Raw genomic sequence first — 23,787 nt, forward strand, 5'->3', positions numbered from 1 at the left:
ATTATTCAAACTTACCCTATTTTGTGTAAAGGTTTTCTATTTTTGCCTGCCAAAAATAAGCCTCAATAAATTACATGGACAGAGAAGCTAAACAATTATTTGATCAGTGTCGCCAAGCACTATTGCCTTATTACCCTGCTACCGAAGCCCAATCTATGGCTTTCTTACTACTAGAGCACCTGTTTCAGTTGGATAAAATGCAGGTTTTGATAAATCAGCCCATTCAAACAATCCCACAAGTGCTACAGGTGCTCGACAATGCCCTAAGGCGTCTCCAGCAATATGAACCTATTCAATACATAACAAAACAAGCCGAGTTTTATGGATTACCCTTTCGGGTAAAGCCTGGAGTACTTATTCCGCGTCCTGAAACCGAAGAACTGGTTGCCTGGATCATACAAGACTTCCAAAGCCAGCCCCTTACTTTGCTGGATATTGGTACTGGAAGCGGTTGCATTGCAGTAACACTTGCTAAAAACATGCCCCAGGCTCAAGTAAATGCACTCGATGTATCAAATGAGGCACTGACCATTGCCCAGCAAAATGCAGCCTTAAATAAAGTAAATATTCAATGGATAGCACACAATATTTTAGCCCCTTCATTTACTCATTTTGCCGACCAATCGCTAGACGTTATTGTAAGTAATCCACCTTATGTCACCCCTGCTGAGCAAGCCCAAATGCACGAAAATGTACTAAAACACGAACCTGCCCTTGCTTTGTTTGTGCCCCAAAACGAGCCTTTGCTGTTTTATGAAGCCATTACCCAGGTTGCCCGACAAAAGCTTAAACCCCAAGGGGCACTTTATTTTGAAATCAACGAACAGTTTGGAGCCATCACCAAAAAAATGATAGAACAACAAGGTTTTCAGGAGGTAGAAGTACGCAAAGATTTATTTGGTAAAGATAGAATGGTAAAAGCAGTGGGGTTGAGTGGTTAGTATTTTCATGAGGAATATATGATGTTCTGGAATGCCCATGTATATGGGAGTAAGGCAACCAGTGTTGTTTTCTCCGACCTTAAAAAAATATTCAGGCAAGCCATTGTCAAGAGGTGAAACTTAGAGCTAAAGGCGAAAAGCTTCGCAAAGAAAACAACATTGGATAATCACTGAATTAAAGCCAGGCAATAAAAAACATATATATCGCCACCTCTGCCAGTTGTTGGGTGGCCCCAAGGCAGTCACCTGTGTAACCTCCAATCCATTTTTTGAAGTACCAGCCCAAGTATTGTTTTAGTAAAAACAGGGGGATTAACACCAAAAAAGCAGACCACAGTGGGTAAAACAAAAGCATAGGCAGGTGCCCAAATAAGGTGGCTACTATTAATTGTTTTAGGTTGGGTTTGTTCTTGGCAATAGGCTTGGCTTTACTGTCTTCGTTTTCTCGCACGTAGCGGTGGGTAAACAAAAAGGTAAGGGCTGTATAACGACTCAAAGTATGGCCAATAATGAGCACAGGTACAACGTGCATTTCAGGCACCAGTGCTTTCAGGCTAAAAAACTTTACCAAAAACATCATTATCATACCAATGGAACCAAAAGCACCTACCCTGGAGTCTTTCATAATCGTTAGAATCTTGGCTTGGTTCCAGCCGCCCCCAAAGCCATCGCAAACATCGGCAAAGCCATCTTCGTGAAAAGCCCCCGTCATAAGAATACCTGCTACCATGCTAAGCAAAAGTGAGAGTTCGGCGGGGAATACCAATTGACACAAAAAATAAATCAATGCAGTATAACCACCTACCAACCATCCTATCACAGGAAAATAAACTGTAGCACGGTTGAGGTATTTCTCAGAATAATCTACCCAATGGTATACCGGAATACGGGTATAGTACATCACTGCTGTCAGGAAAATATGAAATTGAGTTCGCATGGTATTTTTTTAAGTTGCAAAATAAGCCTAAACATACAGCCGCAAATTTAGCATTAAGTCTTACAACTGAAAGCACATTGGATACAAACAAGTTTATCTGATAATAATCAAATAAATTATAGCACTATATAAAGATAATGCGTTTTATTCTCTCAATTTTGATAAAAAGACTTACTTTCTTAGGTATTTGTACAAAACTCCTTGTAGATTTGCACTTTAAAATAATTCAAAGATTGTCTCAAAAGACTCTTTTGGGATTTTAAAATTGGATATTATCAGACTATTCAATCACCAAAATCATTTACGGCATTCATTTCAACGAATGAGCATATTGAGACAATTTTTACTAACACATTTACCCAACCCATTTTTGATTCAAAAAGAAATTGAGGAAAGGTGAATTAATGTAATATATGCAAACATTTGAAGAAATTGGATTGCGCTCGGAAATTTTACAAGCCGTCCAGGAACTAGGTTTCGAAAAACCAACCCCTATTCAGGAACAAGCTATTCCTTATTTATTAACCGAAGAAACAGACTTATTGGCATTTGCTCAAACAGGTACAGGTAAAACCGCTGCGTTTTCATTGCCATTGTTAGAGAGCATTGACCCTGACTCAAAACAGATTCAGGCGTTGATACTATGCCCTACCCGTGAGCTTTGTTTACAGATTGCCCGTGACATTCAGAGTTTTGCCAAGTTTATGAAAATCCGCACAACTGCGGTATATGGCGGAGCCAGCATTGACAAACAAATTGATGCATTGAAACGTGGAGTCCACATTGTAGTAGGTACTCCAGGGCGTTCACTTGATTTGATAAAAAGGAAAAAACTTAAACTGGAGCAAATTCAGTGGTTGGTATTAGACGAAGCAGACGAAATGCTCAATATGGGATTCAAGCAAGAATTGGATGCTATATTGGCCACTACTCCTAAAGAAAAACAAACTTTGTTGTTTTCGGCAACTATGCCTCAGGAGCTTATTCGTATTGCAGAGCAGTACATGCACCAACCTAAGAAGATAAGTGTAGGACAGCGTAATTCCGGAGCCAAAAACGTAAGCCACGAATTTTATGTGGTACAACCCCGCGATCGTTATCAAGCCCTGAAACGTATTGCTGATATTAACCCTCATATTTATGGGATCGTGTTTTGTCGTACTCGCCGCGAAACAAAGGACATAGCCAACAAGCTTATCCAGGATGGGTACAACGCAGATGCTTTACATGGCGACTTGTCGCAGGCACAGCGTGACCACGTAATGGGACGTTTCCGCTCTCGCCATTTACAAATATTGGTGGCTACTGATGTGGCAGCCCGTGGGTTAGATGTAGACGAAATTACACACGTAATCAACTTTAACCTTCCTGATGACCTTGAGGTGTACATTCACCGAAGTGGGCGTACTGGACGTGCCGGCAAAACCGGGGTATCGTTGTTGATTATTGGTGGACGCGAAGCGGGTAAAATCAAGACCATTGAGCGTAAAATCGGTAAAAAGTTTGACCGCAAACAAATTCCTACAAGTCAGGAGATTTGTGAAAACCGTTTACTTAGTCTGATGGACAAAGTAAAAGAGGTAAATGTAAACGAAGAAGAAATTGCGCCTTACTTGCCACACGTATACGACAAGCTGGAGAGTTTAAGCCGCGAAGAACTCATCAAACACTTTGTGTCTTATGAATTCAATCGTTTCCTTGAGTATTACAAAAACGCACCTGATTTGAACGCTGCGACTCGTCGCGACCGCGATAGAGGTGACCGTAAGGAACGCAATGGCGACCGAAAAGATAAAAAACGTGGAGGCAATCGCATTGATTTTAGTCGCTTCTTTATCAACTTGGGTAGCAAAGATGAATTGAACCCTAAAAACCTATTGTCATTCATTGACAGTCAGCCATCGTTGAAAAATGTAGAAGTAGGAAAAATAGACATTCAAAAGTCATTTTCTTTCTTTGAAATTGACAAGCGTTACGAAGATCAGCTATTGAGTGCTTTTTCTGAAGTAGAGTATGATGGTTCATCAGTAGTAATTGAACGTTCTAAGGGAGGTTCATCTGGTGGTGGTGGCGGTAATCGCAGACGCGGTGGTGGCAACCGACCATTTAAAGGAAGAAGAAGAAACTAAGCTTGTCTTAGATCATATATCAATACAACGCCTCTTATGTTTATACATAGAGGCGTTTTTTTTGGTATTCCACCTTGCTGCGTCTTCAAAAGCATAGTATGATATACCACTATCTGACTCGGCTCTTTTTTTGTTCCAACATATTAATATTTGTAAATATGAATATATATCAATATATTGTATTATCTTTAATTATTTAAATTTAAAAAGTCAGTTGTACGCTGATAAAAAGCCCGATAAGGGAGGCGAAAGTAAAGATGTAATTAAAAAAATAAAGTAATGAATATCAAACAGTTAGTACCTATATTAGATTGGTTGCCTCAATACAAAAAGACCTATATTAAGGGTGATGTGTCTGCTGGGCTTACTGTAGGCATTATGCTTATTCCGCAAGGAATGGCGTATGCCTATATTGCAGGTTTGCCCCCTGTGTATGGTTTGTATGCAGCTTTGGTGCCTCAAATTATTTACGCCTTTTTGGGTACTTCTCGTCAACTTTCTGTAGGTCCGGTGGCTATGGATTCGTTGCTGGTGGCTTCGGGCGTTTCGCTCATTGCCGCAACTGGTTCTGACCAATACATAGCACTGGCTGTTTTGTTGGCTTTTATGATGGGAGCCTTACAGCTATTGTTTGGCGTGTTGCGATTGGGTTTTTTGGTAAATTTTTTATCGCGCCCAGTCATCAGTGGGTTTACCTCAGCGGCGGCTTTTATCATTGGGCTCAACCAGCTTAAGCACTTGATGGGAGTAACCCTGCCCCGGAGCAATCAAGTACATGAAATTTTGTCTCAGGCAGTACTGAAGGTCTCAGATATTCACTGGACTACTTTTGCCATTGGTTTAGGGGGCATTGTGGTAATCAGGTGGGTAAAAAAATATAAAAAAAACGTTCCTGCGGCTTTGGTAGTCGTCGTTTTGAGTATTTTGGTAGTGTATATATTCAGGCTTGACCTGGTAGGGGTAAAAATTATACAAGATGTACCAGGAGGTTTGCCAGTGCCTGCCTTGCCCTTGTTTGATTTAGACGTTATAAGCCAACTTTTTCCAATGGCACTCACCTTGGCGCTTATTGCTTTTATGGAAGCCATTTCGGTAGCCAAGGCAGTTCAAGCCAAACATAAAGACTATGAAATAGACCCCAATCAAGAGTTGATTGCTTTGGGAGCAGCAAATTTGATAGGTGCCTTTTTTAAATCTTATCCTGGTACAGGGGGCTTTTCTCGTACTGCAGTAAACGACCAGGGAGGAGCTAAAACTGGAGTAGCCGCCTTGGTAAGTGCAGCGTTGGTGGCGCTTACCTTGCTTTTTCTTACACCTTTGTTTTATTATTTGCCTCAAGCAGTACTTGCCTCTATGATTATGGTAGCAGTATTTGGTCTTATTGACTTTGGTTACCCTAGGGTATTATGGCACACCAAAAAAGATGAGTTTTTGATGTTTACTGTTACTTTTATTACTACGCTTACTGTAGGCATTCGTGAAGGGATATTTGCTGGTGTAGTGTTGTCGTTGTTGGCAATGGTTTACCGTACTACCCGCCCACATGTAGCCATTTTGGGAGCTTTTAAGGGAACACACGAATATCGAAATGTGGCGCGCTACGATGACTTGGTAGTACGCAAAGATGTATTGATTTTACGCTATGATGCCAGCCTTTATTTTGCCAATACCAACCACTTCCGTGATACTATGCGCCAACAGGTAACCCCAAATCTGGGAGTGCTTGAGTTAGTCATAGTCAACGCCGAAAGTATAGACAGCGTAGACTCTAGTGCTGCCCAAATGCTTCAGGAATTGTTTGCTGAGTTGGAAGCCCAAGGGATAGGGTTCAACTTTAGTAACATCAAAGGACCAGTCAGGGACTACTTTGCTCAAAGTGGTTTGACTGCTCTCATGGGCAAAGATAAATTCTTTTTGGATGTGCAGTCGGCAGTAGATGCTTTTGACCAAAAGAAAAGCCCGTGGGTAACACGTTCTAACCAATATGCCCAACAGATAAATGGTACTTTTTAACCACTGTTTTTTCGTTGCCAGAACATTGCTGCCCTTTTGATTGTTTAAACAAGTAAAAGTTCTGTCAAAAAGCGGATGGGTAATAGTTTATAGAGCAGAGTACAACTAAAGACCAACCACCAAGCTTGGTCAGGACTGTTAACTAACAAATTCATAACCTGCTGAAAATAAGCATACTATAAATTTGTTAGTTGCCTATGAACCGAATCTATTTCTAAATCCCGATTTATCGCATTGGCGTCAACTTAATTTTTCAGTTGAGGGCTTTAAATACTTGATAAGCAATGCCTTTCCTTTTAGAAGTACTTGATCTTTTAGGAACACAGGCGGGGACGCGTGCGCCAGCCGTTCAAGCCCTTGAGGTGCTTTAAACAAAGTATTTTAAATATTCAAAAGTTACCTAACAAATCAGTGTAAGCAGTATTTCTAAGGTTTCCTAAGCAACCTTAGGTTGACGCCAATACGATTTATCGGAGCAGCTTGCTGTGATGAGCTCAACGGAGTTAAACAGGGTGTAGCACCGATATTCATTGGTATCTAAGGACTTGCGACTTGTCGCTTAAAGCTTGCCCCTGTAGGTGCTACAGACTATTAAGAAAATGAACATTACAAAAAACGGTTTTCTGCTTTCTACAGATAAAGCAAAGTTGCAAGTAGGGGGCATCCACAGTTTTCTGGCGTCTTCTTATTGGGCAACCAATATTCCCAAAGCAACTGTAGAAAAATCTATCAAACATTCATTGTGTTTTGGGATATACAAAGAAAACCAGCAGGTGGGGTTTGCGCGCATTATGAGCGATTATGCCACGTTTGCTTACCTGGCCGATGTGTTTGTGCTGGAGGCATACCGGGGGCATGGGCTTGCCAAGTGGTTGGTGCAAAGCATACGCCAGCACCCCGATTTGCAAGGCTTACGCCGTTGGATGTTGGCGACTCACGATGCCCACGCTTTGTATGCTCAATACGCCGATTTTGTACCCATCGAAAACCCAGAAATGTGGATGGAAATAAAGGAAAGTTATCATTAATCGTTGTGGTGTTTACCAAAAAAATAAGTAAGGACATGAAAAAACTATTCTATATAAGCCTATTTTTCAGCCTGGTGCTGGCAAGTTGTAACAAAAAGCAGGACGAAAATGTATTGCCTGAAGCCCAATATTTGGTGCAAAGCGAATTGGTGGGTGAGTTTACAGGTGCCCAAATCAAGGCGCGTTATGCTAACAATACAGAAGTTGCGCCATTTTTGGGTTTATTGCCGCTCAACACAGTCAAGGTATACAACATTACTTACAACACGGTAGATGTTTCGGGCAACGCCATTATTGCCTCTGGTGCATTGATTGTCCCTGTAGAAAGCAAGCCTTATGCTTTGGTAAGTTATCAGCATGGCACCATTACTGCCGATGAAGAAGCCCCGTCAAACTATCAGCCCAATAGCGAGTCTTATACATCAGGTACGTTATTTTCGGCAGCGGGTTATGTAGTATCTATGCCCGATTATATTGGCTATGGAGCTTCTAAAAACCTTGCCCACCCTTACGAACACGCTGCTTCGCTGGCATCGGCTTCGCGCGATATGTTGCGGGCAAGCCGGGAGTTTTGCGCCCGCAATAATGTTGCTTTGAACAATCAACTCTTTTTAGCGGGTTACTCAGAGGGAGGCTATGCTTCTATGGCGTTGCATAAGCTACTGGAAACAAGCCACCACGATGAGTTTACTGTGACGGCAAGCATACCAGGGGCAGGCGCTTACAACAAAACAGCTTTTGCTAAATATGTAGTCTCTAAAAACGAAAAATTATCCTTTATCAATGCTTACCTTTGGGTGCTCGATACTTACAACGATGTGTATAAGCTCAACCGTTCGTTTGATGCATACATCAATGAACCTTACGCCAGTCAGTTGGCAAATGCCACCCCTGCCATTGGCATACAAATAGAGGTAGAACAAAACCCTCAGTTATTATTCAAGCAAAGTTTTTTGGATGGGGTACGTGATGAGACTGATGCTGCATTTTTGAACGCTACTAAAGACAACGACATATACAATTGGACGCCCAAAGCACCTATTAGAATGTTTCACGGTACCGCCGATGATTTTGTGCCTTTTTTTAATTCACAAAATGCGTATGATGCTATGCGTGCCAATGGAGCTACTCAAGTAGAACTGATACCTATAGAAGGTGGCAATCATTTTACGTCAATAGCTACTTATACTTTGGGTTTATTCAATTATTTGGCACAGTTCAATCAATAACATTCAAGTAGGGTATGACAGCACCCTACTTAAGCTTTTTCCACTTCGTGATTAACGCTTCGTTCATACGAACAAAATCGGGGTTCTTACGCACTTTGGCAGCAGCAATGCTCAACTTTGCCGTGGCTATAGCCTGTGTATATTTTTTAAGCCTTCCTTCAATTTTTGCTTGATAGTGCAGCATCCAATAAGCGTCGGGGCGCAATTTGGCCGCTTGGGTAGCCCACTCAAGTGCTTTGTTTAAATCTCTGCCTGTTTCGAAGTAGTAACGCGCTGAAGTATAGTAAGCTTGAGCAAGTGTACGCGCTGGGTTGTCCATTACCTTTTTTATCTGCTTCATTACCTTTGGGTCCACCTCCGTCTCAATTCTGAATGCCACCATTGTGTTTTCCCAAAAAATACGCAAATCGGCGCTGTTCTTATCAAAATTGCTAAAATCTATAGTACAAGTTTCGTACACCAACTTGGTGCGTTGTGGTTTTACCTTAAACCGATGCACATCCTGGGTGGGATCATACCTATTGCCGTACCCTTGTTTTTTGTTAATAATAATTGTCCATTCGATTTTACCCGGAATGGTATGTAAAGCGTATTGTCCCTTAGGAATTTTTTTACCACCTATAGTCACTGGCTCATAAAATGTAAGTCGGGTGTTTTGGTTGGCACCCGTGCGCCATACTTTGCCATAAGGCACCAGGTGACCAAATATTTTCCTTCCCTTCATTCCAGGGCGTGAATAACGCAACTCAATTTTGGTAAGCCCTATTTCTTGCAACAGGGTAACTGTAGGGCTAGGTACAGGTACGCGTATTTGGGCTTGTGCCCACCAGCCGGTAAGCATTACCAAGAGGCAAGCCAGTCCAAAGTTTTTGTATTGTTTGTGCATATTTGTATAATTTTTAATTAAATAGTTTATATTTTTAAATTTATAACAATCAAATGAATTGAAGAGGTAAATAGTTATAAAATTTCATTGTTGATCAATAGCATCAGCATAATATTTGGTATTAAGGGAAAGTACTACTCTCTGAAAAATAAGTACTTAAATCGGGTGGGTATTTTTGATAAGAAGATATAATTAATATATTTATGCTTTGAACCCTGGCACACAGGAAAATGAATGAGACATATTCATTCAATCAAACAACATTGAACGAACAGTAAGTAGACATTTATTCATTTATCGCCTTTTTTGTGGTAAAAACAAAAAAGCCAAACAAAATCAATACTTGCAATGGTATTAAATTACATTTGGGTAGCCTTTTTCCTGATTGCGTTTATCATTGCGCTTTATAAGCTGATATTTGAAGGGGATATAGAAATATTTGATCGCCTTATCAAGTCTACTTTTGATCAATCATCCCTTGCCTTTGAGCTTGCCCTGCACCTTACCGGAGCCATGGCTATGTGGTTGGGCATCATGAAAATAGGCGAAAAGGCAGGCATTGTAAAAATGCTGACCTTTGTTTTTGGCCCTTTCTTTCGTCGTTTATTCCCCGAAATTCCTACCAATCACCCAGCAATCACCCCTATTTTTATGAAACTGTCGGCCAACCTACTGGGACTCGACAATGCTGGAACTCCTTTGGGTATCAAGGCAATGCAGGAAATGCAAAAACTCAACCCCAAAAAAGAAGAAGCATCTAATGCCCAAATTATGTTTGCGGTGCTCAATACCACCGGGCTTACCTTTATTCCCCTGACGGTAATGATTTACCGAGCCCGTTTACAAGCGGCCAACCCTTCAGACATTTTTATTCCTATACTTATTTCGGCGGCAGTTACTGGCATTGCCGGAATGATACTAGTATCGCTCTATCAGCGTATCAACTTGTTTGACCCAGTATTGCTGGGCTACCTTGCCGTGATCCTGGGTTCATTGGGAATAGCTATTTATTACTTGTCAGGGTTGCCCAAAGAAAAAATCAGTGACATATCTAAGGTGGTCAGTAATCTAATCCTGTTTAGCATCATTGTATTTTTTATACTACTTGCCCTCTATAGGCGAGTCAATATCTACGAGTCCTTTATCGAAGGTGCCAAAGAAGGGTTTGATGTAGCCATCAAGATTATACCTTACCTGGTGGGCATTATGATAGCCATTGGGGTTTTTAAAGAATCGGGTGCGTTGGAAATTATTACCTCTACTCTCAAAAAAATAGTGATTTACTTTGGGGTGAACCCTGATTTTATCCCCGCCATGCCTACGGCATTTATGAAGCCACTCAGTGGCAGTGGGGCTACTGGTATGATGCTCGAAACAATGAACCACTATGGGGTAGATTCGTTTCAGGGGCGTTTGGTCTCCATTTTTCAAGGAACGACCGACACTACACTCTACATTTTAGCCATTTACTTTGGGGCAGTCAATATCAAAAAAACCCGCTATGCGGCTACTTGTGGTTTGCTGGCAGATCTTATTGGGGTGATCACAGCCATTTATGTAACCTATATTTTTTATCATTAACAAGCCTCCTAATGGGAGTAAATGTGATTACCACGCTCAGCAATATAAAAAAGGTATGGGGAGATTTGGCGGGAAAGATTAAAAAGGGAAAAGGTCATTGCCTGCCAAAGCATTAGTTGACGCAACCAAACTTATTGAACCCACACCATTTTATGAAATTCGCCCTGATTTATATTGTTGTAGTCATTGCCCTTATTGTTGGAGTAAACCAATGGCTGACTGTGCCTTTTTTTGCGCAACAAAAACCCAAAAAAATTATTAACCCTCAGTTTGAAAAGAAAATTGCCAGCCAAACTACCAACGATACTACCTCCTTAGAGTACCACTACCAGTTGCTTACTTATCATTTTGGCAAACCTGCCTACCAAGCTACTCCTACAGCCAATATTTACCGCAACGACAAAGCCATCGAGCTGTATTACAGGAGGTATGCCAACTATAAAAATGATGACCTGCGCGACATTGGTCACTTGGGTTTGGGCATTATTTATTTTCACAAGAAGCAATGGCAGGAATCGGGAGAGGCATTTGACAAAATAAAAAATAAGTCAAGAAGGTATATCAGTAACGCTCGTGGCGAGTACTACCTTGAGGTAGGTGCAGTGTGGGTTGCCGAAAAATTGTTTAAACAAGAAATCAAACTGAGAGGAGCCGTAGACAAAGCCCATCAAAACCTGATTAAGGCGCTTTCCAGGCAACAAAAATGGAAAGAGTTGGATCAATTGCTTCATCTGCCCAAAAACAAAGCGTATTTGGCGCAAACCGACCCCGATATACTTGCCTATATGTACTTTAGTCAAGGCAAAGTGTTGAGTTATGTACAAGTACGTTTAAGGCTCAAAACCAATACTATAGCCATTATTGCCAGTTGGTTGATTACAATGGTTTGGCTTGTTTACCTGATGCGTATCAAGTGCTTTGCCAAGCCTGCCTACACCTTGTGGCTGGGGTGTTTTGTGGGAGCGGTTTTGTCTACGTTTTTGGCTTTCCCCTTGTACGACTATTACCACCTCAAGTTAGGGTTTTATCCTACGGGTGGTGTGTTCAATGACTTTTTGTATTGCATAGCTGCCATTGGATTGATAGAAGAAAGTGTCAAGTTTTTGCCTGTCATCATTATTCTTTGGCTTTTCCCTAAGTCCATCAAGGAGCCCATCGACTATATTTTGCTGGCATCGGTGGCAGCTTTAGGGTTTGCTGCCACCGAAAACCTGCTTTATTTGGCAAAAGATACCGCAAATATTATTCACCATCGGGCATTTTTTTCGGTAGTGTCTCATTTGTTCGACAGCTCTGTTATTGCCTATGGGCTAGTGCTTGCCCGTTATCGGTTATCCAAACGTCCTATGTGGTTGCAGGGCTTGCTGTATTGGGGGCTTGCTGCCTGTGCCCATGGCTTTTTCGACTTTTGGTTGATCAATCCAATTGCCCGTTTTTTCTTCTTGTTTACTTTTGGTTTTATGGTGTTGTCTATGGCATTGTGGATGAGCTTTATGAACAATGCCTTGAATATATCTCCTGTTTTCGATGATCAAAAAGTATTTAATTCTGACCATCTTAAGCGATTTTTGGTAGTGTCACTCACTATTATATTGTTGTTTGACTACGTATCTACGGCTCTACTCAAAGGCGCAGAGGTAGCCAATACCGAGCTCAACGACACTTTAGTTTTTGCGTTGTTTTTTATGGGATTTTTGTCTACCAGTCTGGCAAACTTCGACTTGGTGCGTGGCCATTGGCAACCCTTGTATAAAACCAGTTTTTTTAAGAAGCCTAACTACAATTACCTCATAGGTAAAAAAATACAGTTGAGCAGTCGGCAAAGCCCTGAAGTGGAGGAGTTCTTTCCCCAACCATTGACTATAGGCACACGCTTGGTGTTTGATGATGAAACTACTTATTTCAGACTTGATCTGCCTGCTCCTGTAACTATCACCAGTCATACTGTAGAAACATTGGTGCTATTTGTAAAGTACAAAAATGAACGTCCTAAATACAATGAAAATATGGGTGTAAGGCTTTTTTTGATGGATTTACTTGAATCTGAAAATCTTAATAATACAATTTTACGTAAAGATAAGCTCAACTTTTGGATAGCTGCTTCTGCCTGTTTGGTAGAATAATGCATTCTACAAAGTCGTGTATACTAATTAAAATATAAGTGATTTATGAATAAGAAAACAAAAGCCTTTGTCTGGACTGTAGGTCTATTGGCGATGATAGGAGTTACATTTGCCGTAGTCTATAACTATTACTACAATAAAGCCTCTAGAAAAGAGATAAAGTATGCCAAAACGCAGCTTGCCAAGCAAAGTTATTATCAGGCAATGTTGGGAGTGGGGAGAGCGATTTATTACAAGAAAAAGAACCCAGATGCTTATTTTATTTGGGGACAAATAGAAATAGAGCAACACCAAAATTATCCGCAAGCCGCCTATTGTATGACCAAGGCCATTGATTATGCCAACCAACCCAATGCGGCTATGTTTTATCTGCGGGGCAAGTGTTATTACAAAATGAAAGAGTATAAAAAAGCAGTAGCTGACTTACAAAAAGCTACCCAACAAGGGGGACAGGCAGATAGCCTGGGTTATTACCTAAAAGCATCTAAAACAAAGCTATAAACTTTGTGTACAGCATAAAAAAATACAAAAACGACGACATCAGTATTATTGGTGTCGTCGTTTTTTACTTTAGCCAAGTTACAAATTAGGCTTCTTCTTCGTAAAAACCTTCAAACTGTTTGCGCAAAGTTAGTTTGCTAAACTTGCCCGTGGCAGTCATTGGAATCTCCTCTACAAAAACCACCTCGTCAGGAATCTGCCATTTGGCAAACTCGGTTCCCAGGTGTGTCTTAATACTTTCTTTGTCTGGGTTTTTACCTTCTTTGGGCACTACCACCAGCAAAGGCCTTTCACCCCATTTTTTATGCTTGAGCGCAATGGCGGCTGCCATGAGTACATCAGGATGCCCCATGGCTGTATTTTCCATTTCTACCGAGCTTATCCATTCGCCCCCCGACTTGATCAAGTCCTTCGAACGGTCTACAATTTCCATATAACCAAAACGGTCAATAGATGCCATGTCACCCGTGTCGAACCAACCGTCTTTGTTTACAGCAGGGGCATCGCTGCCATAGTAAGTATGTACTACCCAATTGCCTCGCACCAACAAATGTCCTACTGCCTCACCATTGTGAGGTAGCTCGTTGCCTTCTTCGTCTACAATTTTTAGGTCAATGCCAAATACCGGGCGTCCTTGTTTCAAACGTATTTTGGCTTGTTCTTCTTGTGGCAAGTCTTTGAGTTGTGGAATGGCACGATTGATTGTACCTAGTGGGCTGGTTTCAGTCATTCCCCAGGCGTGCAAGAGTTGGGCGTCGTGTTTTTGTTCAAAGGCATCAAACATCCACGGAGGTGCTGCCGACCCGCCTACTACTACATCACGCAACGAGTCAAGCTTTCGCCCTTTTTGTTTGGCAAAGTCGAGCAAGTTGGTCCATACTGTAGGCACACCCGCGGCAGTAGTTGCCTGGTATTTATCTACCAGTTCAAAAATGGCTTCACCGTCCATAAGTTTGCCCGGAAAAATAAGGTTGGCACCCACCATAGGTCCCAGGTAAGAAATGCCCCAGGAGTTGGCGTGAAACAAGGGCACTACTACCAGGAGAGTATCTAGGCTACGGATGCCAAAGCCATCGGGGAGCCCGGCAGCATACGAGTGCAACAAGTTAGACTTGTGCGTATACATGACCCCCTTGGGGTTTCCGGTAGTGCCCGATGTATAACACAGCGATGAACCCGCGTTTTCGTCGAACACTGGCCATTCAAACTGGTCAGACTCACCTTTGATAAGTTCTTCATAGCAATAGAGTGCTACATCGTGTTTGGTGGTGGGCATGTGGGCGGCATCCGTCAATACGATGTAGCCTTCTACCTTGCCAAACTTGGGGTGCATTGCCTCAATCAGTGGCCAAAAGATAGGATCAATACAAATAAAACGGTCTTCGGCGTGGTTGATGATGTAATCCATTTGCCCCGCCGATAAACGTGGGTTGATGGTGTGACACACTGCCCCTTGCCCCGATATAGCATACCAGGCTTCGAGGTGGCGGTAAGTATTGAGGGCAATGGTGCCTATGCGATCGCCTTGTTGTACCCCTAGTTTTTTGAGGGCATTGGCAAGCTGGCGCACCCTTCGCAATATTTCGTGGTAAGTAATTTCGTGAATGCTATCGTCTTCTACCTTGCGGGTAATCACTTTTTGGTGGCTATAGTATTTTCCGGCGTGCTCTATACATTGCGCCAGGTTAAAAGGAGCATTTTGCATATTCATATCTATACGTGTTTGAAGATTTTTCTTTATGTGATAGAAAGTTGCAATAATATTCTCGAAAGGGCAACTATAGCCAATCAAAATATGGTGTGTAGATTAAAAATGAGGTTTGATGAGAGGGCAAAGCAACTCCGTGTATTTTTGGGCTCCCCATTGATTGAGGTGTTGGGCATCTTTGAGAAAGCGGGCTTGTTGCATTTGTTGGATAAAATCAGCCGTGTAGACCACTTTTTGGTGTGGGGGTACATGATGGTATACTTCCAATGCTTGCTTTTTTCTTGTGGAGTCAACAAAGTTGATGGGAAGTAAAAAAATGATTCGTGCGTGGTGGTGTTGAGCTAATAGGGTTAAATAGTCGATCAATAACTTGTGCTCCTTTATATAAGGTGGGTAGGCTAGTGGGTTTAATACTTCGTTGTCATTAATAAACGATTGGATGCTTAAGCAGTTGTTTTGGGTATGGGCCTGAAAGCCAATGGGGGGGAGTGGGTTTTTGTAATTTAAAAGTACCTGGACAGTGTTTTTAACCGAGGCTGTTAAAAAAGCAGCTTGTTCCAGGTAGTGGGTTTGAATTTCGAGTTGCCTTTTTAAATCAAAACCTTTGACCAGCCGATGCAATGCCTTGGGGAGGTTTATTCCAAATTCTTGACAAATCAAGAATATGTGTTCAGGTAGTTTTTTGTGGATACTGGCTAATTCTATAAAAATAGTTTTATGACCTTTGGTTTGGATAAGGTGTTGTGCTATAATACAAGAGTTGAGAAAAGTAGCTCCTCCCACGGCCAGGTTATATACCTTGTCCTGTCCAAGTTTTTTTTTGATAATATCAGGGTTTACCCCACACTGAACTCGACTGGAACCCAAAAAGAAGTAAGAAGTATCTTGAAGTGATTGACTGCTTAGTTTGGCTTCTTTCAACAGATGGTGGGGTTTTTTCCAAGTGTTCTGAAGCAGCAATATGACCACTACCCAAACACTTACAAATACGCCCAACTTTATCCAGGTATTGATTAGTTTCATTTTGCAGGTTAAAATTGTATGTAATAATTGTCTATGATCAAACCTTTGCCTAAGGCTAATATGCACAAGGTGAGTTTAAAATATATAAACCATCTCTGCCAGAGGCTTTTACCTTGAAGGTAATCGTCAAACCTTTGTTTTTTTGCCTGTCCATTGTGATAATCCATCATACCAAATGCCAGCATAATTATCACCAGGTTTGCTTTTTGACCTGCCATGACTTGCCAGGGAAAGTAGGCATCAGTGTTTAAAGCTTGCTGAATAAGCGCTTGAATATCTGGCGAAATAAATACAAGGGCAAGTATGCTTGACAACATCAAATGATAAACAACTCCCATTACCTTTCTTAGTTTAGGATACGCCCATTTGCCAAAAGGTACTTTTTTTTCTAAAATAATCCATAGTCCGTTCATAGTACCCCACAAAAGTAGGCTATAGTTGAACCCATGCCATACTGCAATGAGCAAAAAGGTGAGCAATAGAATGGCGTTGGTATAGCGTCGTTTTTTATCATATTTGACCACTACAAAAAAGAAATAGTCTCTAAACCATTCATTCAGGGTTTTGTGCCAGCCTTGCCAAAACGTTTGCCGCGATGAGGCAAGGTAAATTCGGTGATTAAAGTTGTCTTTGAGCCTGACATTGAATAGTTGGGAGACTCCTTGAAAAAAATCTACAAACGCACTAAAGTTACAGTAGAGGTATAGAAAAAACACCAACCCTAATAGTAGGTAATAGCCTCCACTGATGGGGCTTGCCAAAAGGTTTTGCAAGAAGACATATAACCTTTGGGCAATGACTATTTGTTTGAAAAGCCCCCAAAGCATTAATCTAAGCCCATGACTAATAGACTCATTGGTAATTTTAACTTGCTTGAATTGAGCAAAGAGGTATTTTGCCCGGTGCAAAGGGCCAGAGAATACCGTAGGGAAATAAAGCAAATATAACAGCAGCAAGAAAAAATTCTTCTCTGGAACTATATATTTGCGCTTGATGTCTATGAGGTAACTAATGCCATTGAAGCTAAAGTAAGACAAGCCAATCACTTGAAACCACCAGGACCAATGCCAGTTTTTTTGAGGCATAATCAAGTAGTGAGTGTATTGTATAAAGTGATGCCCTTTTTCAGTACTTTTAGCAATCAAGAGGGGCACCAACAGCAGCAATACCACCCACCAAAGTTTATGGATACGATCTTTGACCTTGAAACTTACACTGTAGATAATGAATGCCAACGCCAGCATCACCAATAACTTAGCCCCCACGATTGTATAATAAAATACCAAGCTACTGATAAGCAAGGCTTGCCAGCGTCGATTGGCTGGAAAAGCAGCCACCAAACATACTGAGGTTAACACAAAGGCTGCAACAACCAATGGGTGAATCATAGAGTTTTGTTTTTTAGCAAAATAGATTGGGCGTTGCGCATAAATATTTGTTTTGCCCATTGCACCCTGTTTTCCTCATGATCATCAAAAGTATAGTTTTTTAGTAAGTGCATCATGGGCTGCAGGCAATGCCTCACTTCCAAACGGGCAACATTAGCCCCCAGGCAGAAGTGCATGCCTCCACCAAAAGATAAATGTGGGTTTGGCTGACGGTCGGGTATAATTTCATCGGGGCGATCAAAAACTTCGGGATCACGGTTGGCGCTGGCAAGGCACAGGTATAACTTCGACTGGGCTGGCAAGTCTACTCCTGCATAGGTAAACTGATCTTGAGTTACCCTTACAGTATATTGCAAGGGAGCCGTAAATCTAAACAATTCTTCAATGAAAGCATTTAATTGTTGAGAGTTGTTTTCTAATGCAAAATCGAACAAGTTTGAGTGGTTTAATATTTCATATAGTGCTATACTAAGATTGTCTTTGGAGGTTTCAAAGGCTGCCATGAGCGAAATTGCCATCAGCGAATACACCTTGTCGCTGGTATAGTCAAGTTGTTGCTCCTTGAGTGCTGTTTCAATTTTTTCGCGGTAGGGAGAGTGGTCAAATAGTTGTTTGCCCCATAATAAAGAGGTGTTGATTTTTTGGTAGAGTTGTTTGGGTACAAACAAATCCTGGCTACGGGCAAGTAGGTTAGAGTATTCCTTTATCTTGTCTGCGGTACCATATTTGTCAATGCCAAATATTTCTGAAGTGATCATAAAAATATAATCAGCGCAGTAGTCTACCAAGTTGAACGTACCAAGCCTTTGGTAACGGGCATTTACTTTTTGTACTGCCTTCAGGATCACATTTTCCCACTCTAGCGAATTAAACACCTTGCCCAGTACGACCCTTATTTTTTTGTGTAGTTTACCGTTCAAGTACATTGGCCACCATTGGGTGCTTTGGGCTAAATAAGGGCAAGCCTCTGTATTTTTGAAAATATAATCTTCTTTTTCTTTCAGGTACTGGCTAAGGTCTGATACATCAAGTTGGGGGTGGCGGAGCAAGTGACTTACATCACGGTGTTTGAAAAATATCCATTCCTTATGCACCCCTTGGTGTATGGGGTTATTTTCGCGGCAGGCTTTGAGGTGAGGATAAGGGTCTTGAAAATAACCTTTGCTGTAGGGGTTCCAGATTATTTTTGTTGAGCTCTCCATGTTGCAAACTTATTGATAGTATTGTATTCTACAAACGCGGTAGGGTCAATGTCTTCATTGGTAACGCTTTCCAGGTCGGCTGCTATAGATACAATAGACAGCGAGTCCATGTCAAAGTTATTGAAATCTTCGTCACAAGAAATTTCATCAGTATTTAATCCCGTTTCTTCGGCTATTTTTTCTAAAAGCCATTTTTTTATATCGATCATTATTTTTGTACTTATGTCAGGTGAGTAATTCTGACAAACATACAACAGGATTAGAAAAAAATAAAATGATTTTGGGTTTACTTAACTTAAGCCAAATGTTTCTGCTAATTGCTGTGTAATGGGCTAGAGGCTTGGGTGCTCACAACGGCTGTTGACTAAGGATTGAGCATTAAAAAAACATACGCGTGAGCCATCTGCGACAGGCTAAAGGCTTTGTTAAGGAACCGAACGTAGTGAGCTCAGCGGAGCTACGCCAGTACTGGACTAAAGACTGTGGACTATTTACTACGCCAGTTGGTAGCCATTGTTTTCCAGTACCTCCATCAAGTGATGCACTATTTCGGGGTGGTTTTTACCCAATACATACTCTAGTATTCGGCAAATTTGTTGGGTATTGTGGGAGCAGTTTAAAGCAAGCTAGCCCTCCCTCCGGAGTTTCATTTAACCAACCACCCCTCCAATATAGGTTCAGCCGCCTCTATCCAGCGAGCAGGCAAGCCTGATGTGCCCACCCGCAATGCCACTATGCCACCTACTATAGCGCAGGTAGTATCACGGTCGCCCAATGCCGATACTGTCAGCCAGAGTGCATCCTCGAAATTGTCTACATGATGAGCCGCACACCATAGCGCCAAAGGTACCGTGTCTTGAGCCAGCATTTGATGTCCATTGCCTAAGGCATGCACTACAGTATCTATCCTATAACTTGCCGGAAGACTCAACGCTTTATTGATTCGGTCTTTGGTTTGGCTGTCAGGGGTATGATGACTCACTTTAGCCAAAAAATCGTTGCCCGCAAGCACCGTGTGCCCCGCCAGATGAGCAGCTACGGCTACCGCAATGGCTCCTGCTTGAGCTTCGGGGTGGCTATGGGTGATTTGTGCCGATAACTTGGCTTGGTCAATTATTTGAGCCAAATCCTGCGTATAAAATGCCCCAATAGGAGCCACCCGCATAGCGGCCCCGTTGCCCATAGAGCCCATGCCACTGAATACTTCTTTAGAAGCGTTTACCCAAGGTTTGCCTTCGCCTATTTCGCGCAGTATTTTGTGGGCAGTGCCACCGTAGCCTCTCGATATGTTTTTTTGGTAATTGATTGCCCATATTTGAGCAAGTTCGTTTTGATGAACGACTTGATTTTTAAATAAGCTTTGAGTAAGCCCAACCGTCATAATGGTATCATCAGTAAAATACCAAGGGGCAGGTGGTAAGGTGTAGGTGTGTAGCCATTGCTCAATGTGAGGGCGGGTGTCAAAAAAACGTTGTCCAAAAGCATCACCCAACCAAGTGCCTTGCAGTGCCAGTTTTGCCAGCTTGTGCTGGGGTTGGTTATAAGCTTTCAATATATCCATACAATCAAGGTTTTTCAGCGGGTATTTTGTAATTTCGATGAATCAAATAAACTGTATAACTATGAGATTGAGCACAATATTGACAAGTCTTTGTTTACTGGTGGTGATCAGCGCCTGTAATACCACCACCAGAGGCAAAGACCCTGGATATGATGACGATGGTAAGGTGTATACCGGAGAAGATACCTTTGTCGAAGAAGCTCCACCTTTGTCAAAAAACAATGACTATGGTAAGGTAAGAAATCTGCCTGAGTTTAACAGCCTTTTGCATAGCATTGCCGGCGATGTAATCTGGAAACAAGGCGATAAGCAATCGGTAGAAGTACATGCGGTGCCTGATGTACTCAGAGAGATTGTAACAGAAGTAAAAGAAGGAGGACTGTTATACATAGGCTACCGTACTCATGGCTTTCGGCAAGGCGACAATAAAGTGTATGTATTTATTACCACCCCCAGCATCAAAGCGATTCGTTTGAGTGCTTCGGGCAACCTAAAGTCTAAAAACAGGTGGGAGGTAAGTGACCTTTCACTGGCAGTTTCTGGTTCGGGTAACTTTAACATTCGTTTAGATGCCAAAAAAGTAATGACTGAGGTGAAAGGATCGGGCAATGTAAAGCTACGAGGAAATACTGACTTACATACGATTAATCTGATGGGTTCGGGGCAAGTGCTTTGCCAAAGCCTAGACACAGATGTTTGTCAGGTAGAGGTCAATGGTTCAGGGGTTTGTCAGTTAAATGTAAATGATGAGCTTAACGCCACCGTCAATGGCAGTGGTTCTATTACCTATAAAGGCAACCCAACCGTGCGTAAGTCAGTGAACGGTTCAGGAAGCATCAGTCAAAGATGAGTGGGCAGGTGTTATAAGTTTTATAAAAAAGCCAGTGCTGAGGTTCCCAGTACCGGCTTTTTTATTAGATAGCGCCTCAGCATTGCATTGGTACATTTTACTAGGTAAACCTAAGTAGGTATACTGTACCCATTGTTTTGCTGCTGCCAAAGATGTCAATGCCTTATTTATTGTGTCTACATCAAATATAATAAGTATTTTATAGTTAGTGTAAGAAAAGTGTTGAAAAAGTGTGTTTTTTGCCAAGCGAAGCTACCCTCTAAAAGGAGATAATAGGCTGATAAGTTGAATGTTAGTGATATATCTTATGCCTGTTATTGAATATTCCCAATAAATACTGGAATGATTTATATAAGGGTTTTAGTACATTCAAGGCGGTTATATGCAGTTTAGCTATTGTAAATAAGCTTTAGCAAGCGCAGAAAAGGTTGAAAGGGAAAAAAACTCTAAGCATTTCCGTTTAATATATATATAACCCAACCCCAAAGCAAATCGTAATAAAAGTAAGAATTAAGCAGATGTAAGTTTGATGAGTAAAAATACTAGTTTTAATAGTAATAATACCTACTTAACTTATATACATTTCTAAATATAGACATTGAATTTAGAGTTGAATCAACACAAAACAAGTTTATACGCTATGAAAAGATTTTTTTACCTATTGATTGTATTGCTTTTAGGGGGAGCTGTTGCTCAAGCTCAAAACAAAAAAGTAAACGAAACAAAACAAGCAGAAGAAGCTTTGAAAAGAGCCAATAAACTGTTTGATAACGAAAAGTATGGTCGTGCTATAGAAATGTACAAAGACCTGCTGGGAACTGTAGCAAGTGGGCAAGTAGTGTTTGCTGATAGAAAAGACGAGTTAGGCGCTCACCTTAGACTTGGCCTGTGTTATTTGTATGGCGACGAACAATCACTTGCTTTGCAGCCGCTTAAGCAAGCTCACCTCATCAACCCTGATTTTAGCCCCATTCTCGATTTTCACCTGGGCGATGCTTACGTATACAACCGTAAATACATGGAAGCAGTACAGTCTTATCAGAGCGCTATAGACAAGACTAAAAAAGACGATGGCAAAAAATACCTTGAATTGTTGCACGACAGGGTTTTGAAAGAAGATTTTGTAAAGGTGTCGAACAAGCGGATCAAAGAAGCCAAAAACGCTAAAGAGCTGATGGGTACTCCTTTGATGGCGCGTATTCATAACCTGGGACCAAAGATTAACACAAAAGCCAATGAATATGCCCCCATTATATCTCAAGACAACTCTATATTGATTTTTACTGGGAGCCACGACAAAAACGAACACGAGGACGTACTCATTTCACACACTAAGAATCGTACCTGGAACGCCAAAGAGCCTTGGCATCACTTTAACTCTAAACGCCACGAGTCAGCCGTATTTTTATCGTTGGATGGTAGCCGTATTTTGGTGTATCAAGACCGGGGCAACGGAAACCTGTACGAGTCTAGTTTAAACTATAGTACAAAATCTACGGCTTCGGAGTTTTCTGGTGGCAACTCAACCATTACTGGAGTGGGCAAAGGTAAAAAAAGAAGAAAGCGAAAAAAGAGAAGAAGCAAAAATTTAAAGGATGTAAAAGGTTCAGTGTCTGCCTCTGCCAAAAGTAAGGATGGGTGGTCTAAACCCAAAAGCCTGGGCAAACATATCAATTCAAAGTACCGTGAAACCTCTGGTTGCCTAAGTCCTGATGGCAATACCTTGTTTTTTACCAGTGATCGCCCTGGGGGTTTGGGAGGCTTAGATATTTATATGTCTGTAAAAGATAAGAAAGGACGTTGGGGAAAACCAGTGAATCTGGGCTCCAAGGTAAACACCCCTCACGATGAGGAAGCCCCTTTTATGCATGCCGATGGTAAAACCTTATATTTTAGCTCCACAGGACACAACTCTATGGGTGGTTTTGATATTTTCAAATCGGCAGTAAATAATGGCAAAGATTTTTCACAAGCCGAAAATATGGGAAGCCCCATCAATAGTCAGTCAAATGATATGTACTTCGTGTCTAACGATAAAGGGCACGCTGTGGCGTATTTTTCTTCAGACCGTCCAGGTGGCGTAGGAGGAAAAGACTTGTATCGGGTAATTATGAACCCTGGTTCCAGACAGAAAATTACGGAAGGAGCTTTATTGAGTTACCGGGTATTTTTTATGTATAAAAAAGCTGAAATGCATAAAAAATCATTGCCAGCTGCCAAAGCGTTGCTTACTTTTCTGAAAAACAACCCAGGAGTAAGCATCGAGGTAAGTGGGCATACCGACGATGTAGGAAGCAACTCAAACAATGTGGCTTTGTCGCAGCAACGTGCCAATGTGGTGTACAACTGGCTGGTGTCGAAAGGCATTGAAAAAGAGCGTTTGGTAAAAAAGGGGTATGGAGCCAAAGTGCCTATTATTCCTAATGAAACCAATTATGCCCGCATTGTAAACCGTCGTACCGATTTTAGAGTGGTGTCTGTTACTCAACAATAATAAACAAAAACGGAAAAAATAAAGTGCTCCATTGAGGAGCGTTTTTTTACCAAGGAACCTGTTCAAAAGAAGTGTCAATAAAGAGGATTTGTTCTAAATTGGACAGTTATTGTTGAGGGCTACGCCCGAAATCCCGTTTACGGGGCGATCACGTTCCTAAGCAGTTTTAACACTTGTTTTAAATACCCACCCT

18 protein-coding genes are annotated in these 23,787 nt (G+C 41.5%); 10 read left to right on the forward strand and 8 right to left on the reverse strand.

What is annotated here, in order from left to right:
* Positions 1–74 precede the first annotated feature (74 nt).
* Positions 75–941: a peptide chain release factor N(5)-glutamine methyltransferase gene (gene prmC / locus M23134_RS00545; RefSeq protein ID WP_002692750.1), complete on the forward strand. Its 867-nt coding sequence runs from the start codon at positions 75–77 to the stop codon at positions 939–941.
* A gap of 175 nt (positions 942–1,116) precedes the next feature.
* Here prmC and M23134_RS00550 read toward each other — a convergent pair whose 3' ends face one another.
* Positions 1,117–1,878: an adenosylcobinamide-GDP ribazoletransferase gene (locus M23134_RS00550; RefSeq protein WP_002692752.1), complete on the reverse strand. Its 762-nt coding sequence runs from the start codon at positions 1,876–1,878 to the stop codon at positions 1,117–1,119.
* A gap of 413 nt (positions 1,879–2,291) precedes the next feature.
* Here M23134_RS00550 and M23134_RS00555 point away from each other — a divergent pair, with 413 nt between their 5' ends.
* From M23134_RS00555 to M23134_RS00570, 4 genes are all read left to right on the forward strand, one after another.
* On the forward strand, positions 2,292–4,007 hold the full coding sequence (locus tag M23134_RS00555; protein ID WP_002692754.1) for a DEAD/DEAH box helicase: 1,716 nt from the start codon (positions 2,292–2,294) through the stop codon (positions 4,005–4,007).
* Between the two features lie 279 nt (positions 4,008–4,286).
* Entirely contained in the window at positions 4,287–6,020 is a 1,734-nt protein-coding gene (locus tag M23134_RS00560; RefSeq protein WP_002692756.1) for a SulP family inorganic anion transporter, read from the forward strand.
* 599 nt (positions 6,021–6,619) lie between these two features.
* Complete coding sequence (locus tag M23134_RS00565; RefSeq protein WP_002692758.1) at positions 6,620–7,048, forward strand: GNAT family N-acetyltransferase; 429 nt, start codon at positions 6,620–6,622, stop codon at positions 7,046–7,048.
* Between the two features lie 35 nt (positions 7,049–7,083).
* Entirely contained in the window at positions 7,084–8,277 is a 1,194-nt protein-coding gene (locus M23134_RS00570) for an alpha/beta hydrolase family protein (RefSeq protein WP_045112738.1), read from the forward strand.
* A gap of 25 nt (positions 8,278–8,302) precedes the next feature.
* Here the strand turns inward: M23134_RS00570 and M23134_RS00575 are convergent, their stop codons facing one another.
* Complete coding sequence (locus M23134_RS00575; protein WP_002692761.1) at positions 8,303–9,163, reverse strand: DUF2911 domain-containing protein; 861 nt, start codon at positions 9,161–9,163, stop codon at positions 8,303–8,305.
* A 348-nt stretch (positions 9,164–9,511) separates the two neighbouring features.
* On the opposite strand from M23134_RS00575, the gene M23134_RS00580 reads away from it, so the two are divergent.
* From M23134_RS00580 to M23134_RS00590, 3 genes are all read left to right on the forward strand, one after another.
* The gene (locus M23134_RS00580; protein WP_002692763.1) at positions 9,512–10,744 is read left to right on the forward strand and encodes a nucleoside recognition domain-containing protein; all 1,233 of its coding nucleotides are present in this window, start codon (positions 9,512–9,514) and stop codon (positions 10,742–10,744) included.
* A 152-nt stretch (positions 10,745–10,896) separates the two neighbouring features.
* Positions 10,897–12,867 carry a PrsW family glutamic-type intramembrane protease gene (locus tag M23134_RS00585; protein WP_002692765.1) on the forward strand — a complete coding sequence of 657 codons (1,971 nt, stop codon included), beginning with the start codon at positions 10,897–10,899 and terminating at the stop codon, positions 12,865–12,867.
* Positions 12,868–12,912: 45 nt separating this feature from the next.
* Positions 12,913–13,368: a tetratricopeptide repeat protein gene (locus M23134_RS00590; RefSeq protein WP_002692767.1), complete on the forward strand. Its 456-nt coding sequence runs from the start codon at positions 12,913–12,915 to the stop codon at positions 13,366–13,368.
* Between the two features lie 85 nt (positions 13,369–13,453).
* Here M23134_RS00590 and M23134_RS00595 read toward each other — a convergent pair whose 3' ends face one another.
* From M23134_RS00595 to M23134_RS00620, 6 genes are all read right to left on the reverse strand, one after another.
* On the reverse strand, positions 13,454–15,079 hold the full coding sequence (locus M23134_RS00595; RefSeq protein WP_232296758.1) for a long-chain fatty acid--CoA ligase: 1,626 nt from the start codon (positions 15,077–15,079) through the stop codon (positions 13,454–13,456).
* Positions 15,080–15,175: 96 nt separating this feature from the next.
* A complete protein-coding gene (locus M23134_RS00600) occupies positions 15,176–16,099 on the reverse strand; it encodes a hypothetical protein (RefSeq protein WP_002692771.1) in 924 nt (307 codons plus the stop codon).
* Positions 16,100–16,107: 8 nt separating this feature from the next.
* Positions 16,108–17,547 carry an MBOAT family O-acyltransferase gene (locus M23134_RS00605; RefSeq protein WP_045112741.1) on the reverse strand — a complete coding sequence of 480 codons (1,440 nt, stop codon included), beginning with the start codon at positions 17,545–17,547 and terminating at the stop codon, positions 16,108–16,110.
* Positions 17,484–18,689 carry a cytochrome P450 gene (locus tag M23134_RS00610; RefSeq protein WP_002692775.1) on the reverse strand — a complete coding sequence of 402 codons (1,206 nt, stop codon included), beginning with the start codon at positions 18,687–18,689 and terminating at the stop codon, positions 17,484–17,486. Before M23134_RS00610 ends, M23134_RS00605 begins: the two co-directional genes overlap by 64 nt.
* Complete coding sequence (locus M23134_RS00615) at positions 18,668–18,898, reverse strand: acyl carrier protein (protein WP_002692776.1); 231 nt, start codon at positions 18,896–18,898, stop codon at positions 18,668–18,670. The genes M23134_RS00610 and M23134_RS00615 overlap by 22 nt, the downstream gene beginning before the upstream one ends.
* A gap of 437 nt (positions 18,899–19,335) precedes the next feature.
* Positions 19,336–20,250 (reverse strand): ADP-ribosylglycohydrolase family protein, encoded by a 915-nt coding sequence (locus M23134_RS00620; RefSeq protein WP_002692780.1) that lies wholly within the window; start codon positions 20,248–20,250, stop codon positions 19,336–19,338.
* 61 nt (positions 20,251–20,311) lie between these two features.
* Between M23134_RS00620 and M23134_RS00625 the strand changes: the two genes are divergently transcribed.
* Positions 20,312–21,100 carry a head GIN domain-containing protein gene (locus tag M23134_RS00625; protein ID WP_045112742.1) on the forward strand — a complete coding sequence of 263 codons (789 nt, stop codon included), beginning with the start codon at positions 20,312–20,314 and terminating at the stop codon, positions 21,098–21,100.
* A gap of 640 nt (positions 21,101–21,740) precedes the next feature.
* Positions 21,741–23,594, forward strand: coding sequence for an OmpA family protein (locus tag M23134_RS00635; protein WP_002692787.1), 1,854 nt, complete (start codon positions 21,741–21,743; stop codon positions 23,592–23,594).
* The last annotated feature ends 193 nt before the right edge of the window (positions 23,595–23,787 follow it).

This window comes from Microscilla marina ATCC 23134, assembly GCF_000169175.1.
Taxonomy (GTDB): domain Bacteria; phylum Bacteroidota; class Bacteroidia; order Cytophagales; family Microscillaceae; genus Microscilla; species Microscilla marina.

Bases quoted from the DNA above. Each gene is read 5' to 3' on its own strand.
- prmC (WP_002692750.1), top strand. From the start codon at position 75: ATGGACAGAGAAGCTAAACAATTATTTGATCAGTGTCGCCAAGCACTA.
- M23134_RS00550 (WP_002692752.1), bottom strand. From the start codon at position 1,878: ATGCGAACTCAATTTCATATTTTCCTGACAGCAGTGATGTACTATACC.
- M23134_RS00555 (WP_002692754.1), top strand. From the start codon at position 2,292: ATGCAAACATTTGAAGAAATTGGATTGCGCTCGGAAATTTTACAAGCC.
- M23134_RS00560 (WP_002692756.1), top strand. From the start codon at position 4,287: ATGAATATCAAACAGTTAGTACCTATATTAGATTGGTTGCCTCAATAC.
- M23134_RS00565 (WP_002692758.1), top strand. From the start codon at position 6,620: ATGAACATTACAAAAAACGGTTTTCTGCTTTCTACAGATAAAGCAAAG.
- M23134_RS00570 (WP_045112738.1), top strand. From the start codon at position 7,084: ATGAAAAAACTATTCTATATAAGCCTATTTTTCAGCCTGGTGCTGGCA.
- M23134_RS00575 (WP_002692761.1), bottom strand. From the start codon at position 9,163: ATGCACAAACAATACAAAAACTTTGGACTGGCTTGCCTCTTGGTAATG.
- M23134_RS00580 (WP_002692763.1), top strand. From the start codon at position 9,512: ATGGTATTAAATTACATTTGGGTAGCCTTTTTCCTGATTGCGTTTATC.
- M23134_RS00585 (WP_002692765.1), top strand. From the start codon at position 10,897: ATGAAATTCGCCCTGATTTATATTGTTGTAGTCATTGCCCTTATTGTT.
- M23134_RS00590 (WP_002692767.1), top strand. From the start codon at position 12,913: ATGAATAAGAAAACAAAAGCCTTTGTCTGGACTGTAGGTCTATTGGCG.
- M23134_RS00595 (WP_232296758.1), bottom strand. From the start codon at position 15,079: ATGAATATGCAAAATGCTCCTTTTAACCTGGCGCAATGTATAGAGCAC.
- M23134_RS00600 (WP_002692771.1), bottom strand. From the start codon at position 16,099: ATGAAACTAATCAATACCTGGATAAAGTTGGGCGTATTTGTAAGTGTT.
- M23134_RS00605 (WP_045112741.1), bottom strand. From the start codon at position 17,547: ATGGGCAAAACAAATATTTATGCGCAACGCCCAATCTATTTTGCTAAA.
- M23134_RS00610 (WP_002692775.1), bottom strand. From the start codon at position 18,689: ATGGAGAGCTCAACAAAAATAATCTGGAACCCCTACAGCAAAGGTTAT.
- M23134_RS00615 (WP_002692776.1), bottom strand. From the start codon at position 18,898: ATGATCGATATAAAAAAATGGCTTTTAGAAAAAATAGCCGAAGAAACG.
- M23134_RS00620 (WP_002692780.1), bottom strand. From the start codon at position 20,250: ATGGATATATTGAAAGCTTATAACCAACCCCAGCACAAGCTGGCAAAA.
- M23134_RS00625 (WP_045112742.1), top strand. From the start codon at position 20,312: ATGAGATTGAGCACAATATTGACAAGTCTTTGTTTACTGGTGGTGATC.
- M23134_RS00635 (WP_002692787.1), top strand. From the start codon at position 21,741: ATGAAAAGATTTTTTTACCTATTGATTGTATTGCTTTTAGGGGGAGCT.